16 protein-coding genes and 1 riboswitch are annotated in these 15,656 nt (G+C 44.0%); of the genes, 3 read left to right on the forward strand and 13 right to left on the reverse strand.

All coding sequences use genetic code 11. From position 1 onward, the window contains the following. Nucleotides 1-116: 116 nt before the first annotated feature. The 7 genes from ric to NYE58_RS26325 all read right to left on the reverse strand — a co-directional run bounded on the left by ric (nt 117) and on the right by NYE58_RS26325 (nt 4,838). Nucleotides 117-812 (reverse strand): iron-sulfur cluster repair di-iron protein, encoded by a 696-nt coding sequence (ric, locus tag NYE58_RS26295; protein ID WP_076278127.1) that lies wholly within the window; start codon nt 810-812, stop codon nt 117-119. Nucleotides 813-1,195: 383 nt separating this feature from the next. Beyond that, nucleotides 1,196-1,588, reverse strand: coding sequence for a hypothetical protein (locus NYE58_RS26300; RefSeq protein ID WP_081387696.1), 393 nt, complete (start codon nt 1,586-1,588; stop codon nt 1,196-1,198). 27 nt (nt 1,589-1,615) lie between these two features. Beyond that, nucleotides 1,616-1,909: a hypothetical protein gene (locus tag NYE58_RS26305; protein WP_076218895.1), complete on the reverse strand. Its 294-nt coding sequence runs from the start codon at nt 1,907-1,909 to the stop codon at nt 1,616-1,618. 270 nt (nt 1,910-2,179) lie between these two features. Then, nucleotides 2,180-2,905, reverse strand: a complete 726-nt coding sequence (locus NYE58_RS26310; RefSeq protein WP_076204958.1) for a hypothetical protein — start codon at nt 2,903-2,905, stop codon at nt 2,180-2,182. A gap of 211 nt (nt 2,906-3,116) precedes the next feature. Further along, nucleotides 3,117-3,434 carry a winged helix-turn-helix transcriptional regulator gene (locus NYE58_RS26315; protein ID WP_036682958.1) on the reverse strand — a complete coding sequence of 106 codons (318 nt, stop codon included), beginning with the start codon at nt 3,432-3,434 and terminating at the stop codon, nt 3,117-3,119. A gap of 124 nt (nt 3,435-3,558) precedes the next feature. Further along, entirely contained in the window at nt 3,559-3,882 is a 324-nt protein-coding gene (locus NYE58_RS26320) for a hypothetical protein (RefSeq protein WP_076278123.1), read from the reverse strand. A 23-nt stretch (nt 3,883-3,905) separates the two neighbouring features. Further along, nucleotides 3,906-4,838, reverse strand: coding sequence for a Gfo/Idh/MocA family protein (locus NYE58_RS26325; RefSeq protein ID WP_370510707.1), 933 nt, complete (start codon nt 4,836-4,838; stop codon nt 3,906-3,908). 166 nt (nt 4,839-5,004) lie between these two features. Here NYE58_RS26325 and NYE58_RS26330 point away from each other — a divergent pair, with 166 nt between their 5' ends. Together NYE58_RS26330 and msrA are read left to right on the forward strand one after the other, a co-directional pair. After that, complete coding sequence (locus tag NYE58_RS26330) at nt 5,005-5,625, forward strand: TVP38/TMEM64 family protein (RefSeq protein ID WP_076193058.1); 621 nt, start codon at nt 5,005-5,007, stop codon at nt 5,623-5,625. A gap of 98 nt (nt 5,626-5,723) precedes the next feature. Next, a complete protein-coding gene (gene msrA / locus NYE58_RS26335; protein WP_038572566.1) occupies nt 5,724-6,710 on the forward strand; it encodes a peptide-methionine (S)-S-oxide reductase MsrA in 987 nt (328 codons plus the stop codon). Nucleotides 6,711-6,802: 92 nt separating this feature from the next. On the opposite strand, the gene NYE58_RS26340 is transcribed toward msrA, so the two are convergent. Then, nucleotides 6,803-7,918, reverse strand: coding sequence for a DUF4349 domain-containing protein (locus tag NYE58_RS26340; RefSeq protein ID WP_341003410.1), 1,116 nt, complete (start codon nt 7,916-7,918; stop codon nt 6,803-6,805). A gap of 428 nt (nt 7,919-8,346) precedes the next feature. Here NYE58_RS26340 and NYE58_RS26345 point away from each other — a divergent pair, with 428 nt between their 5' ends. Continuing rightward, nucleotides 8,347-8,499, forward strand: coding sequence for a DUF1540 domain-containing protein (locus tag NYE58_RS26345; protein WP_076098619.1), 153 nt, complete (start codon nt 8,347-8,349; stop codon nt 8,497-8,499). Between the two features lie 146 nt (nt 8,500-8,645). Here NYE58_RS26345 and metE read toward each other — a convergent pair whose 3' ends face one another. The 5 genes from metE to NYE58_RS26370 all read right to left on the reverse strand — a co-directional run bounded on the left by metE (nt 8,646) and on the right by NYE58_RS26370 (nt 15,656). Then, on the reverse strand, nt 8,646-10,949 hold the full coding sequence (gene metE, locus NYE58_RS26350) for a 5-methyltetrahydropteroyltriglutamate--homocysteine S-methyltransferase (RefSeq protein ID WP_076218898.1): 2,304 nt from the start codon (nt 10,947-10,949) through the stop codon (nt 8,646-8,648). Nucleotides 10,950-11,104: 155 nt separating this feature from the next. Continuing rightward, nucleotides 11,105-11,310, reverse strand: a riboswitch (cobalamin riboswitch). A 99-nt stretch (nt 11,311-11,409) separates the two neighbouring features. Continuing rightward, nucleotides 11,410-12,270 (reverse strand): undecaprenyl-diphosphate phosphatase, encoded by an 861-nt coding sequence (locus tag NYE58_RS26355; RefSeq protein ID WP_076130699.1) that lies wholly within the window; start codon nt 12,268-12,270, stop codon nt 11,410-11,412. Between the two features lie 50 nt (nt 12,271-12,320). Then, nucleotides 12,321-12,944 (reverse strand): DedA family protein, encoded by a 624-nt coding sequence (locus NYE58_RS26360; RefSeq protein ID WP_076218903.1) that lies wholly within the window; start codon nt 12,942-12,944, stop codon nt 12,321-12,323. 17 nt (nt 12,945-12,961) lie between these two features. Further along, nucleotides 12,962-14,911 carry an FtsX-like permease family protein gene (locus NYE58_RS26365; RefSeq protein ID WP_341003412.1) on the reverse strand — a complete coding sequence of 650 codons (1,950 nt, stop codon included), beginning with the start codon at nt 14,909-14,911 and terminating at the stop codon, nt 12,962-12,964. Further along, the gene (locus tag NYE58_RS26370; RefSeq protein WP_076130701.1) at nt 14,886-15,656 is read right to left on the reverse strand and encodes an ABC transporter ATP-binding protein; all 771 of its coding nucleotides are present in this window, start codon (nt 15,654-15,656) and stop codon (nt 14,886-14,888) included. Before NYE58_RS26370 ends, NYE58_RS26365 begins: the two co-directional genes overlap by 26 nt.

A 15,656-nucleotide genomic window follows, 5' to 3' on the forward strand; every position in this document is an offset into this window, starting at 1 on the left:
AGCGTCTCAGGCTTGTAGTAAGTTATGCATACTGTCTATTTAAGAATAACGTAAATAAGCTTTGTTCTCAAATATAAAAAAAGTCCCCTAAGGGACTCTATGAAAACTCATTTTTTCTACTGGAATCTAGGGAACAATATATTATTCTCCAGATGAACATGTTCAAAAGTCATGCTCTCCAGCTCCTCTAGCCGGGCATAAGTCAAACGATAGGTTGTACAAGCATGAGCCGGTGGGGTGAAATCAGCTGTTATTTTGCGTATTTGTCTCAATATATCGCCTGCTGTGTCATGTTCACTCTCGAGTTCAATTAATGCCTCGCGAAGTGTGGTCAGCCCTTCTTCACTTGGATTGGCATCATACGCTAATAATTTTGGAAACTCATCTTCCTCTTCTTTAGCTGTATGCTGAAGCAGATCTTCCTTAAGTGCATTAAACAAACTATATAACTCTTCTAAATGGGGGGAATCTCCGCCATGAACCCGGTATACCTTGGTTACATTTTGGCTAATCAGGGGCAGCTCTTCCCGCAGGTAATGGTGATGTTTACTCACGATATGCTCGATTAACTCTGCAGAAGGTGCTGTGTTCCATGCGAGTTCTTCTTGAGGTACCGGATATTCCTCGAACAGCTTGTTGAGATCACTAATGATCATCTCTTGATCTAGTCCACGCTCTACAGCTGCTTCAGCAAGAGGTTTGGCGCCTCCACAGCAGAAATCAATCCGTTTGGACTTGAAATAATCCGCAGCTTTTGGGAATTGCAGCACAATATCTTTTACCAGGGCATCTGGAGTAAATCCAGGTTGCACCGATTGCGTATGCTGTAAATCCGAAATTCTATCATTAGGTAGTTTAGTTTCCATAATAGTTCCTCCTCGGGATATGTGATCAGGTTCTGAAAAAAATCTTTTCTACCTGTTCACCTTAACCCTGAAAGGAGTTTTGACTTGTGATTGTACTCACGAAAATTGTATCTCTTTGTTGAACGAAAAAGGTCAATTATGGTGATCTCTGACCACAATCAACCTGTTTACATAACGCTTTAGCGTACTTTAGGTTAAAATTACCAAGCATTATTGTATGTACAAACGAAATGACGAAATTTTATACAGGTATTATATGTGTTATTGGCTGAATAATAGATTACTTAGGCACTGGGTAGCCCCACCAAAAGAAGAAACTTGAGCAATACTTAAAAAGTTTCTTCTGTTACAGCCTTAAAAGGAGCGTGTCCAGTTTCTGCATTTCTTAATAAAGTCGGCTTTCTAAACCTTAAACTGCACCGCAACTTATAAATAGCCGTGTCTTCATTCATTTCAATGAAGATTACATCTATCCATATTGGTACTAATGGTTCTAATCCACAAAGTATATTTATAGTTTTATCCAGTGTTAATTGCTTATTCCCAATGTTTTCTTCACTTAAAATGTTTAGTCTCATCATATCATCTGCACCGTTTAGCGGCTTGTCTTTTTCTTTCACAGGCTCTATAACAAATTTACAATCGGTAAAAATCAATCCTTTCTTTCTTGATATTTCCTCAATAGTTTTTAATAAATTCCCTTTAAAAATATCTTTATTCATCTGTTTTATCTCTTCCACGTTCATCACCTACTTTATCTGAATACTAGAAATCTTAACAAGTTCATTTGTATTAACGTAACCTGAAGGAGTTGTTTCTATGGTGTATATTTCAAGCCATGCATTTTTAGTTTTCACCCCTATTTGCTCAAGAACTTGTGAGAATAATTTTGCTTGCTCAATTGAAGGAGTATAGTGACCGGATAAGTTAGATATGCTTCGGACCTGTCCCTGATTATTAAGTTTTAGCTTTCCTGCCGCTTGAACAGACTCCCCATTTGCCAAAAAGGAATGCCCTCTCCCAATATGAAGCTTGCCATTCATGACCTCCAGTTCTTACACTTAGACCATCCAATGTGCTACACTCTTCGACTCATCATTCCAGATCTTTATGTACTATTTTATCTTTAAATACTTAAGTAAAAGGAGCGCATATCTAACCTATATATCGGCTTAACTTCCCATTATTTTACTTTAAATCCTTTCTTTTAATTTTTTAATTCTAATTACTGCCCTGAAAATAGCAGATAACAAAAACAGGTCAATCATGGAGATAAATCTCCACAATCGACCTGACACTAAAATCTGTATCTTCTATTGAACATAAGCCTGCATATACGTTCGCTTACCCTTTGCGTCCTTCAAATAAGGTCCTAAACCAGCAAAGCGGGAGTGATCCATATAAACACCAGTCATCCATCTGCCTTCTGTTAGGCCTCCGTTCCATTTGAGGACAAGGTCAGGGGCGGCTATCCATTCCTGATAAATCTGTATATTCTGATCTTTGTACTCTTTACAAGGCTTAGACTGCTCCAGAAGACGTAGATCATTAAGGTAAGTTGGCACGAAATAAGAGGATATCGTATGCAAATCATCTTCATCAAAAAAGGGCTCATCCCCTAAAAAGGGTTTGAATAATACGGTATTCTCGTACATGGACCAAATTAGGGCTTGTAGCACCATGCTTTGGCGAATGCCATTATGGAACTTATATTGTCGTTGATTACTCGCCACATTCACTTCTTGAAGAGGTTCCGTCGACTCCAGGCAATGCCGTTCACAGCCGATACATTTCCAGCCAGAAGGACTTTGAATCCATTTTTGAAAAATAGTCCCGCTATCATTGTTGCCTTTGTAGAGTGAAGAGATAATGCTGTAAGGCACGCCAATCCACGCATCCCATAAGGAATCTGGAAGATGGCTATGCAGCATGAACAACGTCTTGTCATAGATGAGCTGTACTTTGATCGAAGCGTTCTCCAGCTCAGCAACATCCTTTTTTCCATACGTTATTTCCCGGGAAAACAGGGTGGTCTTCATCTCCCTCGCCTCCTAATAGTTTTGCTATGCCTGTACTCCAGCTGAGTAGATTTGAGCAAAAACCAATATTGCAAGCGTTTCCATGCAAGGAACATACAACGTTTTTTCTATTATATTACAGATTTTTTCGATCTGTGCAAGGTTTTTATTTGAAAATTGAAAAGCCCTCCTCCGTTCTTCAGGAAAAAGGGCCACAACACGACTTTGATTTCTACTCTACCCAGCTCTCAGCCCAAGACTGAATCTGCTGCATAACAGGCTCCAGCGCACGGCCTTTGTCTGTTAGTTCATATTCAATACGCACAGGTGTTTCCGGGTATACATGTCTAACCAGAATACCCTCACCTTCCAAATCCTTCATCCGCTCGGACAGCATCTTATCGCTCATTGAAGGAATGAGGCCGGAAATATCTTTAAACCGCTTCGGTCCACTCATCAATGTCTGAATAATAAGTCCATTCCAACGTTTGCCTAAGAAAGAGAAGGCTGTCTCAAATCTGGGACACATCGAAATTTGATGTTCTTCCATTGTTCTCACCTCTCACTAGCGAAACTTACTATTAGTTAGTATATATAATATTAACACATTTCATCCCTGATGAACATCGTTTACTAAAAAAAGTTCATCTGACATTATCATTATATCCTCGTTGTCAATCCCCTGTATGTGCTTTAGATTCCCTTTGAACAATCGCTTCTGTCACGATTTGCGCCAAGTCATCATTTCCGAATAAGGAGAGTACGCCCAGAACTGTGTCATCAGAAATATCCCCTGCTTCCTCCGCTGAAACCGTTAGGGCAAGCGCTTTTCGCAAGGCTTCATTCCCTTCTTGCTGTGGATAAGCCTGCAAATACAAACTGTGCGGGTCGAGTCCTTGATTCACGCACCACTGGGCGAATACAAGGATCATCATCTCTTCCTCACGCTTATAGCTTTCGATGATTTGTTCCTCCACTAATTTACGGTTGTCTTCCATAATTTACTCCTTTCTTAGAGACCTCATTCAGCAAGCTGAGCTGCCAATCTATGACTAGGCAGAACTGCTGAAGCAGCAATACTGCATAACTCTGGTGTATTTATATTGTTCAGGAAATGATCTACCACTCCACCAAAACCTCTTCTATCCAGCACCGTATCCCAGCTTCCAAAGCTCTGGGTCCGTGGCAAAGCATTTTTTTCATATAGGATGGCTTGGTCCAGATCTGCCACTTCCACCGAACGTCCATTACCGTGCAGCTCCAGCTTCTCCAAATCAACACCCGCCTCACGAAGCATGCTATACATCCCCACTGAGCCTTGCTCCCAACCCAGCATTCCAGATGCCTGCACAAGTCGCCCCTCTCCATTGGATTGAAGATTACTGCGAAGCAGCTCATACTGATCTCCACATAACCATAACAGCAGATCAAGCATATGAATCAAGTCGTCATGCACAGTCTCACGGCTGCTGCCTAACTGCAGCTTCGTGCGATGTTTAATCGCGTGGCAATGGCTAATGCCTCCGGCTTCCTCGAGCCAACTCTTGGCAGTGACATACATTGGGGCAAAACGCCGATTAAAGCCCACGCCTAGCAGCAGCCCTTTATTTTCTGCCAGTTCTGCCATCCTTCTGGATTCTTCCAGATCATAGGACAGCGGCTTATCTACATACACCGAAATCCCATGTTCGAGACATTTTGTTACTATATCATAATGGGTCGTCGTTGGGCTATGCACAAATACTGCATCCAGATCCCAAGACAACAGCTCGTCCAAATTTGTCGTACCTTTAGGAAAACGGTAGGCTTTAACAGCTTGCTCTACTGTTGTGGATGAGTGACTGAGAACCCCCACTACCTCAACTTGTCCATGCTGAGAGAGCAGTGGCAAATATACTTTGCGGGCGATATTTCCAATCCCGATGATGGCGACTCTTTTGCGTGCAGAAACAATCAATGATCTAACTCCCCTCTTTATAATTCAAGAATTTATCTCTCTCTTTGTTCTCTATAAATGCTATTATACCTGCTTGGCGTCCGCCGACAATGATCTACACTTCAATATTTACTTTTTATCCCGTATGATGAGATGAATGAGTGGAAGAAAGGGTATATTAGCTATGAGAAAATGGTTCTCGATTATTCTTTATGTTTCGGGCACAATCCTTGCGTTTATCTACAGATATGACATCCTTAGCTGGATGAAAGAGGATCATAATCTTTTCAGCTCTATAGGGATCGCAACTTTACTGGCTCTCTTTCCAGTTGTACCGTACAAAGCGGTCATCGGATTTTTTGGTTATGCATACGGAAGTTTGGCAGGTGCTTTAATTTGCTGGGTAGCTACAACCCTTGCTGCCGCATTCCTTTTTGGCGTAGTGAAATTCTTATTTCAAGATCAAGCGAGAGCTTATCTGACTTCTATTCCCCTACTCGAAAAATTCACAAAAGGCATAGAACGGCGGCCCTTTGCTTCTATTGTCTTAGCACGTCTCTTGCCGATTATCCCGCAGACAGCAGTTAACATCTATGCCGGAGCAGCCGGACTGCCCTTCTGGGGTTATCTTGCTGCCTCAGCTATTGGAAAAATCCCAGGCATCGCCTTGTATGCCTTCCTTGGGGATCAACTGTTCCAGAACCCAGGTAATGCGATTATAGCCATTATTGTTTATGCCATTGTGCTTATTATAGCCGGACTAAGCTTTCGTTACAGTTCACAGGAAGTAAAAAACACTAGGTAACAGAGAGCTTATTTGGCGGAAGCTGGCAGGCTGTGGTTATTTGCTTTATAATTAGATTGTGATCTATTTAATTGCATTACATGAATGGAGGGATATTAATGAGTGAACATCAGACTAACCATATAAATTCCAAGGCGGAAAAAGCAACCTTTGCAGGTGGATGCTTCTGGTGCATGGTCTCGCCGTTCGAGGAATTGCCAGGCATTATTAGTGTCGTCTCCGGCTATACTGGCGGGCATACAGTGAATCCTACCTATGAAGAGGTATGCTCCGAAACTACAGGACATGTTGAAGCCGTACAAATTACGTTCAATCCAGAAATTTTCCCTTATAGCAAGCTGCTTGAGTTATTCTGGCAGCAAATTGACCCAACCGATGCGGGTGGACAATTCCATGATCGCGGCACCTCTTACGGAACGGCTATCTTCACCCATTCTGAAGAACAGAAGCAACAAGCAGAGGCTTCCAAGGCAGCTTTGCAAGAAAGCGGCCGATTCGCTAGCCCGATTGTTACCCCGATCCTCCCGGCAGCAACCTTCTATCCTGCCGAAGAATATCATCAGGGCTACCATCGTAAGAACCCGGGTCACTACAAACGTTACCGTAAGGGTTCCGGCCGAGAGGATTTTATCGAAACCCACTGGACACATAAAGAAGACAAACTAAGCTTAAAAGAACGTCTGACGCCACTTCAATATGAAGTCACTCAGAATAGCGCTACAGAGTCACCTTTCCGAAATGATTTTTGGGATCACCACGGAGAAGGCATTTATGTAGATATCGTATCTGGTGAAGCATTATTCAGTTCGCAGGATAAATACGATTCCGGTTGTGGCTGGCCCAGCTTTACACGTCCGATTCGCGATTACGCCGTGAAGGAAAAGACGGACCTCAGCCATTTGATGGTTCGCACAGAAGTGCGCAGCAAAGTAGCAGATTCCCATCTAGGTCATGTCTTCGACGATGGTCCAGGGGAAAACGGCCTGCGCTACTGCATTAATTCAGCGGCACTGCGCTTTATACCAAAAGAGGATCTGGAGAAAGAGGGCTATGGCGAGTATCGTGTACTCTTCCAGCCTGCCTAATCTTCGATAAAAGCGAAATACTGTACTGTCTTATAGAAAAGCCTCCAATTCACGGTATACCATGAATTGGAGGCTTTTTAATTCATAGGAGCTTATTCTTTATTCTCGTCCCCGTTAGCTTTCTTATCCTTTATTGAGGTTGTCACCTTTGGCTCTGCTGGTCCAGGGAGTACCGCCTTGTTCAGTTCCCGATTTTCCTGCCGTATCCGCTGGGTCTGCTGCTCCCGTCGTGCACGGATATTTTTGCGGGCAAACCAAACGATGACTAAAATAATGCCCGCACCGATTAGAATCGGCAATGCACCTGCAAGAATTACAAAAATCCACTGAAACATAACAGATAGTGCGTTCAGGCTTCCTTTTAAAGCATCCGATGCCCGTTCTAGCAATGGACCTTGCTCTGCCTTTTCCTTCACGGCTAAGCTCTCATCCGTCTGGTACACTCTAAGCTCTACCGTTGAAAAAGATACGTTCTGATCTATATATCGCATTCTGCCTTTGATCTGCTCAATCGTTTCTTGAATCGAACCAAGCTCGTTTGCAAAGGCGACCAGATCACTTGATTTCGTTGCTTTTTTCATAAACTCTGTGTATTGAGCTTCCATTAACTGCTTTGCCTTTAGACGCGACTCCAGATCAACATACTCCTCCGAGACATCCTGACCTTGAATACTGCGCTGTAGCGATTCGTGTTTTACTTTTTCCAAATTATTCAGAAAAGGAGAGAACCCGGAGGCAGGCACCTTAAGGATAAACGTCCCTCCTTGCTCATATTGCGACATGTTTTCGTTAAACTCTATAATATATCCTTTAGCCATCGTTACCATGTTGCGGATTTCAGTCTGAGCTTTACCGTAATCTTCTACTTCCATAGTCAGATTGGCATGATAGATTAGCTTCTTGTTCAATCCTTCCACGACATCACTGCCCGTGAATCCCGCGTTCCCTTGATCCGTGTTCTCTGATGTCAAACCTTTTTCAACTGGAGCTTCGTTGCCTCCCGCTGCTGTCTCAGCTTCTGCTGAGGTGCTCTTATCCGCTAATGCAGCTTTCGAAGATTGCTCAGTGGTTGCTGCAGCAGAATTACTCGTATTTCCGCCGTCACCAGCTAATTTGTCTGCCGCCGAATTGTTATCACCCGAGCCACAACCTGCCAATACCACCGCAAGAATTAATAAACATAAGTAATGCAGACCCCATTTGCGCATTCTCATTCCTCCAAAAGTGTAGTGGTTATCCCTAGCATTGTAACGTTACGGAATGTCATGTTCTGTACAGATCTCTTCCGTCTCTCATTTCTATAACGCCCCAAAACTTGGAAGGTTGCACTGGAATATGGAATTTCGGTAAATTTCTTTTGGTTTTTCTTGTTGAATACACAAAAAGCCGCATTTCTGCGGCTCTTATTGGACATATTTTTGATGTGGGAGGGTGACCCGAAAGTTAAAAAACTCATTTGCTTACAAACTCATTATTTGGTACAATTACCACGTCTAACCTAGTAAAAAAAGCCAAATACCCTCTATTCATAATGAATGAGGGCGTGACACGGCTTTGTTGAGACAAGCTCCACCTTGCTGAACAGAGCCGTTCATTGAATGATACTATCAATTACTAAAAGGGGAGGTGAACCCTCATGGCAAAAGACGTAGTTTGTGAAGTTAACTCCTGCACCCACTGGGCAGAAGAGAACAAATGCAGCGCTGAATCGATCTTCGTAGCTTTCCACAGCTCCCAAGAACCAAAACGCGCAGAAGAAACAGATTGCAAAACTTTCGAAAGTAAATAAGTAAATGCCTGAAGGGACCCTCCACGGTTCCTTCTTTTTCTTTTTCATTCTAACAAGATTGAGAATTATTATCAAGTAGCTGATTATAAAAAAATAAGTGAACTAAAAAGCCAGGGTAAATTACCCTGGCTCTAATTTATTTATGTCTATTTTGATGCAATAACCCCTGACTTTTCCCTCGCAATAGCAGCAGCTCTTACCATGTTACGTAGTGCATCCTCTGTCTCCTGCCAGCCACGTGTTTTCAGACCGCAATCCGGATTAATCCAGAATTGTTCAGGGTCCAGCACCCGCAGCGCACGATCGATATTCGCCGTCATTTCTTCTACAGCCGGAACCCGCGGACTATGGATGTCATACACTCCAAGACCGATTCCTTTATCATAGGCCTGCTCCTCAAAGCTGATAATCAGCTCCCCATGGCTACGTGAAGTCTCAATGGAGATTACATCAGCATCCATAGCCGATATGGAATCGATCATGTCATTGAATTCGCTATAGCACATATGCGTATGAATTTGTGTCGTAGCCTTCACATGGTTCGTAGCAACGCGGAACGACTTCACTGCCCAGTTCAGGTAATGCTCACGGTCTTCTGCCTTAAGTGGAAGTCCTTCACGTATAGCCGGCTCATCCACTTGAATCATTTCGATGCCTGCATCTTCCAACGCTTTTACTTCATGGCGAAGGGCAAGAGCAATTTGATTGGCTACCTCTTCCCGGCTGAGATCATCACGTACAAATGACCAATTGAGGATAGTTACAGGACCCGTCAACATTCCTTTAACCGGAAGCTTCGTCAACGATTGTGCATAGACACTTTCTTTAACAGTCATAGGCTGTATAAATGCAACATCCGCGTAGATCACCGGTGGCTTAACGCAACGGGAACCGTAGGATTGAACCCAGCCATTACTAGTAAACAAGTATCCGTCCAGCTTTTCTCCGAAAAACTCCACCATATCTGTACGCTCGAACTCACCGTGGACCAGAACATCCAAACCTAGCTTTTCTTGGAAGGTAATTGCATCCGCGATCTGCTCACGAACAAATCCATCATAACGCTCCTGATTCCAGACCCCTTTACGCCATTTCAATCTCGCCTGACGCACTTCTACTGTCTGCGGGAAGCTACCAATTGTAGTGGTTGGCAGAAGTGGAAGCTGCCATTTCTCTTGCTGCACCTTTAAGCGTTCAGCAAAAGGCAAACTGCGTTGGTCAGGCAAAGCTGCAAGTGCAAGCACTTGCTCCGCCACATCCTTACGGCCACGCTCAGGTAGTGCACGGAATGCTGCAATAGCTTCACGACTAGCGGCCAGCGCTGCTTTAGAAGCTTCTCCTTTATCTGCGAGGGCTGCTCCGAGCAGACTAAGCTCTGCAAGCTTCTCATCGGCAAAAGCTAACGCATTCTTAACAGTCGCCTTCAGCTTCACCTCACCTTGAACGGTGACTGGGACATGCAGCAGACTGCAAGAAGGCTGAAGAATAAGACGATCAAGCGGCACATGAACGCTGAGCTTTTCTACCAGTTGCAGCTTAGCGTCTAAATCGGAACGCCAGATGTTCCGTCCATCAATAATTCCGGCACCCAGCCATTTGTCCTTCGGCCAACCAAGACGTTCGATAGAAGCCAGATTCGCTCCACCATCGTGCACAAAGTCAAGACCCAAGCCTTGAACAGGCAACTCTAGAAGTGCCTCCAACGGTTCAGCAGCTTCGAAATACGTCTGTAAAATAATATTCAAGCCCGGCACGGAGCCGGCAATTTCTGTGTATATCGAGTTAAGCAGTGTTAATTCTTCTTTACTTATGCCTGTAACAATCGCTGGCTCATCGATTTGTACCCAGCTTACCCCTTCTTGCTTCAGTTCCTGTAGCAGTTGAACATAGACTGGAACAAAACGTGCAGCAATCTTGGCGATATCTGCCGCTGCGTAACCTTTGGACAGCTTAAGGAAGGTATACAGACCTAAAAGTACCGGTTTACCTTCAATCCCTGCCTGCGATTTAGCAAAACGATAAGCCGCTAGAGGTTTATTTTCAGTCAGGCGTGGTGTTTGTGTGCCGATCTCTGGAACGATATAGTGATAGTTCGTATTGAACCATTTGGTCATCTCACAGGCAGTAGCTTCAGCATTACCACGGGCCATTGCAAAATAAAGATCAAGCCCGATGTCGCCGCCATCATACGTGTACCGTGGAGGTACAATTCCAAACATAACAGCCGTATCCAACACATGGTCATAAAAAGTAAAATCATTCACCGGAATAAGCTCAATTCCTGCCTCTTGCTGGGTCTTCAAATGCTGCAGCTGAATTGCTGCCATTTCGGAGCGGAATTGCTCTTCATTTATTTTCCCCTGCCAGTAGGCTTCCAGTGTCTTTTTCCACTCGCGGTTCTTTCCGATTCTCGGATATCCAAGATTACTTACTTTTACTTTATTCGTCATCTCGATACACTCCCTCTTCCATCTCTTATTTCAAACTCCAAAGCTACTTGCTTTCCTATAAAAAAGAGCGCCCTTCCCTAAAAAAGTCAAAGGGAAAGACGCCCATGATATACCCATGGTTAACGTCTAACACCTCCCTATCTTCCGTAGGTGAAGCAGTGCTGTTGAAACAGGCAGGTCTCCTGGCTAGCGGCGTCAACATCTTGAGCAGTCTTCCCAGCAGTAGTAAATTGCCAGTGACCTCTGTTGCTCGAGATTCTTCCGTTACAGTGGCGGGACCGCATCGGCTTCGAACCGAATTTCCCTATTAAGCCTACCGAATTACTATTTTCCGGTCAGCACCTGTCTCCGATATCATTCATCATTTGAGTGTCTTAATCTGATGTCATCATACGTGAAAGCCCCAGCAATCTGCAATAGATTACTGGGGCTTCTGTTATATCGATTCCTTATAACGGACTTAGAAAAATACGAAATATACTACAGCAGCAAGAATTATACGGTATATAGCAAACGGTAAGAGCTTGATACGATTGATCAGTTTTAAGAAGAAACGCATCGATAACAGCGCAAATAGGAAGGCACTAATAAAGCCTGCAATAAAAAACGGCAACGCGTCCATGGTGAAATATTGCCAGTTTTTCATCAGTGACAACAGACTGGCACCTGCCATGATGGGTACTGCCATAATAAACGTAAAATCAGCAGCGGCACGATGGCTCATCCCGAGGAGTACGCCACCAGAAATCGTCGAGCCCGAGCGTGAAAATCCAGGCCATAACGAAAAACACTGTACAAGACCTACACCAAGTGCCTGTTTGTATGTAATCTGATCTACACTCTCAGTTCTGATCTTCTTCGGCCCAAACAGATCGGCAATAATCATTAATATAGCCCCAATCACTAGACCAATTAACACTGTTGAGGTAGAGAATAAATGCTCATCAATATAATCATTAAACAGAACACCTAACACACCTGCAGGCACTAACCCTACCAGAACCTGAGTCAGCTTGAGGTGCCCGCCCTGCTCCAACTGCGGTAGCTCCTCTGTTACAGGATCCAACTGCTTACGGCTGAAACGCTTTAAACCCAACAGATCAATGAACCGATTTCTAAAAATCACAACAACCGCTAATATTGAACCCAGTTGAATAACTACTTTGAAGGTATTTGCCGTATATTGTCCAAATAACTCCTGTGATTTCAGCCACATATCATCAACAATAATCATATGACCCGTGGAGGATACTGGAGCAAATTCGGTTAAACCTTCAACAAGCCCCAAAATAATGGCTTTAATAATCGTTAATAGCTCCATGTGTTTCCCTCCTTTTTAATAGTCATTTCTATTATCAGTCCATTACCCGCTTAGCCCTCAGTGTTCATTCTCCGGCTGCGTTTGCGGAAGTACAGAAACCCAAGAATAACTAATCCGCCAGCAATTAGTACATAGACTACATTGGAGTACACATCCATGTACATGGCAATGTCTTCCCAGGATTCGCCCAATGCCGCGCCAATAAGCACAAGCAGCAAATTCCATCCCAATGTGCCAATCGTTGTGAAGATCATAAATACTCCAAATTTCATGCCCGACATTCCCGCCGGAATCGAAATCAGACTGCGGACCAGCGGAACCATCCGACAAAACAATACAGTCCAATAGCCATATTTATCAAACCAGGCGTCAGCCTTGTGGATATCTTTTTTACTGACCCTAATTAGGCTACCCCAGCGTTCAACCAGTTTCTCTAACCGGCTCACATCCAATAATCGGCCAATATAATAGAGAATTACTGCACCCAGTAGTGATCCAGCCGTGGCAGCAATGATTACACCAGGAATCGTTAAGCTCGTCGTAGTGGTCATAAATCCTCCAAAGGGCAGGATCACTTCTGAAGGAATTGGTGGAAATATATTTTCAAAGGCCAGCATCAGAAAAATACCGAAGTAACCAAACTGCTCCATAAAATCTGTAATCCATGCTTGCATCTTGTTACCCCCATTTCTCATATCAAGTTCTTCTTCAGGTTGCGTAAATAGCGGCTGCGAATAAAAAAGAAGTATAGTCCTTGAGCAGCCAAATATCCGAGTAACACCGCGCCTGTCTCCGTTGCGATAGATAAGTAGAACAACCGTTGAAGCGCAATAAAGGCAAACACACTGTGTAAAATAGCTATTCCGACCGGCACAAAAAACAACAAAGACAGCTGAATCGTAACTATTCGATTGAGTTCTTTATCCGTAAGCCCCATCTTGGACAAAGTGGAATATTGATTGCGATCATGATCAAGATCGGTATATAACCGGAAGTAAAGAAAGCTGCCTGCCGCGATAAAAAAGACAGTACCCACCAGCAAGGAAGCAAAAAGCATTGTGTTATACAATGTTTTCTGAAGCTCAAACAGCGTGCCGCTGATCACAATCGCATACGGAGAATCACTTTCATAGGACTGTTTGCCTTTATGGGCAAGATCAGCAGCAATACCTACCGTCTGTGGAAAATCCTCTACATAAAAACCTGTATAAAGATCCGTCTGCACGGGATCAATAGCGCTGTAGAGCTCATCACTGATCACGACACCACTAAAATCCCCGCCATCTCTACCATCCAGCTCCGGCAATAAATATTCGGCGATGGGAACTTGCTCGGTATAACCTATTTCTTTAATGGCAAGTCCGTGCTGCAAGGAATAGACCGCTTTTACTCTGCCTTCTGTTAAACTGCGATCCCGCTGTGAACCAATCATCACCAGACCTTCGTTGCCCACCAGAGCATGCTCATCTGTTGGGAAACCTGCACGTTGCAGGGCGAGATTATAATCACTGAAAGCAATCAAGGGAAGGCGTAAAGTGCGATCGGGTCCAGTCTGAGCCTCAACCTCGGCATATTTAATCGGGATACTAAGCGCTTCATAAGGGAGTCCGTGCGTCTTGAGCTCTTCCTTAATTTCGTTCAGATGCTGATCAAAGGGTACACCCGTCTGATTTCCTTTGGCTACATAACCCACTGCTGCGGGATAATCCAATTTCAGCTCTCTGGAAAGTGTATGTATCGATGCAAATACCCCTACGGAAGTGAAGGAGACTGCGGATACAATCGTCACCATAAAAAACATTCGGCCATTCTCTTTCCAGCGGTAGGACAAACCGGATAAAGTGATGATATTCGTACGATGCCAATACAAGCGCCGAATGTCCTTAAGCAGCTTAACCAAACAAATACTTAGCTGGGTATAAAAGAGATACGTCCCGATAACCGTAATCGCAACGACCGGAAACATGACTTTCTCTACGGAAGCAGCTTTTGCAGTAGCCGCCATATAATAACCACTGATCAGCAGTACAGCAGAAATAATAGATAATACAAAGGATACTTTGGGTTCTTCTTCTGCCTTACGCTCTCCCTGAAACAGACGCATCAGTGACTCATTGCCGATAAAAACAAAGGTGCAAAGCGATATCAGAAAAAACAATAACACGAAGCTGCAAATCGTAAGCACAAGTGCCTGCCATGGGAGATGAAAGGTTAACAGGGGAATTCCCAAAAAAGTAGATCCGATCATCAAAAATAATTTGCCCAGAAGTAACCCGAGAAGGGTACCTGTCAGGATGGCAGAGGTGCCGATCATCATATTTTCCAGAAAAACCATGGTGTTCAGCTGTCTCTTCGTCATTCCATGCATCAATAAAATTCCGAACTCCATCTTGCGCGACTGCAGGAAGGATCCAACGGATACGAGTACGAACAAAGAACAAAAGACATAAATAATTGCCTCTGCCACCATCATCGTATGAGCCGCCGTACTATAAATTAAGCTCTTTGAAATATCCGGATGGTAAATAAACAAAGCGCACACGAAAAAGATCATCACCGAAAAAGCACTGACGACAAAATAAGCGGCATATTTGCGTTTATTACGTGTTACATTCCTATAAGCGAATTGCCGAAAGGTCATGGCTGGTTCCCCCAAGCAGAGACAGCATATCAATAATACTTTGGAAGAAAGCGCCTCTATTACTGCCCTTGTACATTTCACTATAGAAACGTCCGTCTTTAATAAAGATGACCCGGTTGCAAAAGCTTGCCGCCACTGCGTCATGTGTGACCATCAGCACCGTAGCTCCTTCTTCCTTATTCACCTCTGTCAACATATTCATGACTTCCCCTGAGGCTTTGGAGTCCAGATTGCCTGTGGGCTCATCCGCCAAAATTAACGATGGACGATGAATCATCGCCCGGGCGATAGCCGCCCGCTGCATTTGTCCGCCTGAGACCTCGTACGTGCGCTTCTTCAGCAAATGTTCGATGCCAAGCAAGGTAGTGACCTCTTTCAGCCTGCTCTCCATCTCTGAGACACGAGCACCTGCAAGCGTCAAAGGTAATACGATGTTTTCCTCTACAGTGAGCGTATCCAGTAGATTAAAATGCTGAAAGACGAAGCCTAGCTCATGACGGCGAAAAAGCGCCTTTTCTTTTCTGCTAAGCAGATTAGGATCTCGGCCGTTGATCAGAATCTGACCAGAGGTCGGTTGGTCGATGGTGGCAATCGTGTTGAGCAGCGTTGTTTTCCCGCTCCCGGATGGACCCATTATGCCAACAAACTCCCCCTTTTCTACAGAAAAGCGGATATGATTCAGCGCCTGAGTGGACACTTTACCCTCATATATTTTTGATAAATTATGAACATCTAGAATGGGCAA

The organism is Paenibacillus sp. FSL L8-0708 (genome assembly GCF_038009325.1).
Classification (GTDB): domain Bacteria; phylum Bacillota; class Bacilli; order Paenibacillales; family Paenibacillaceae; genus Paenibacillus_AQ; species Paenibacillus_AQ odorifer.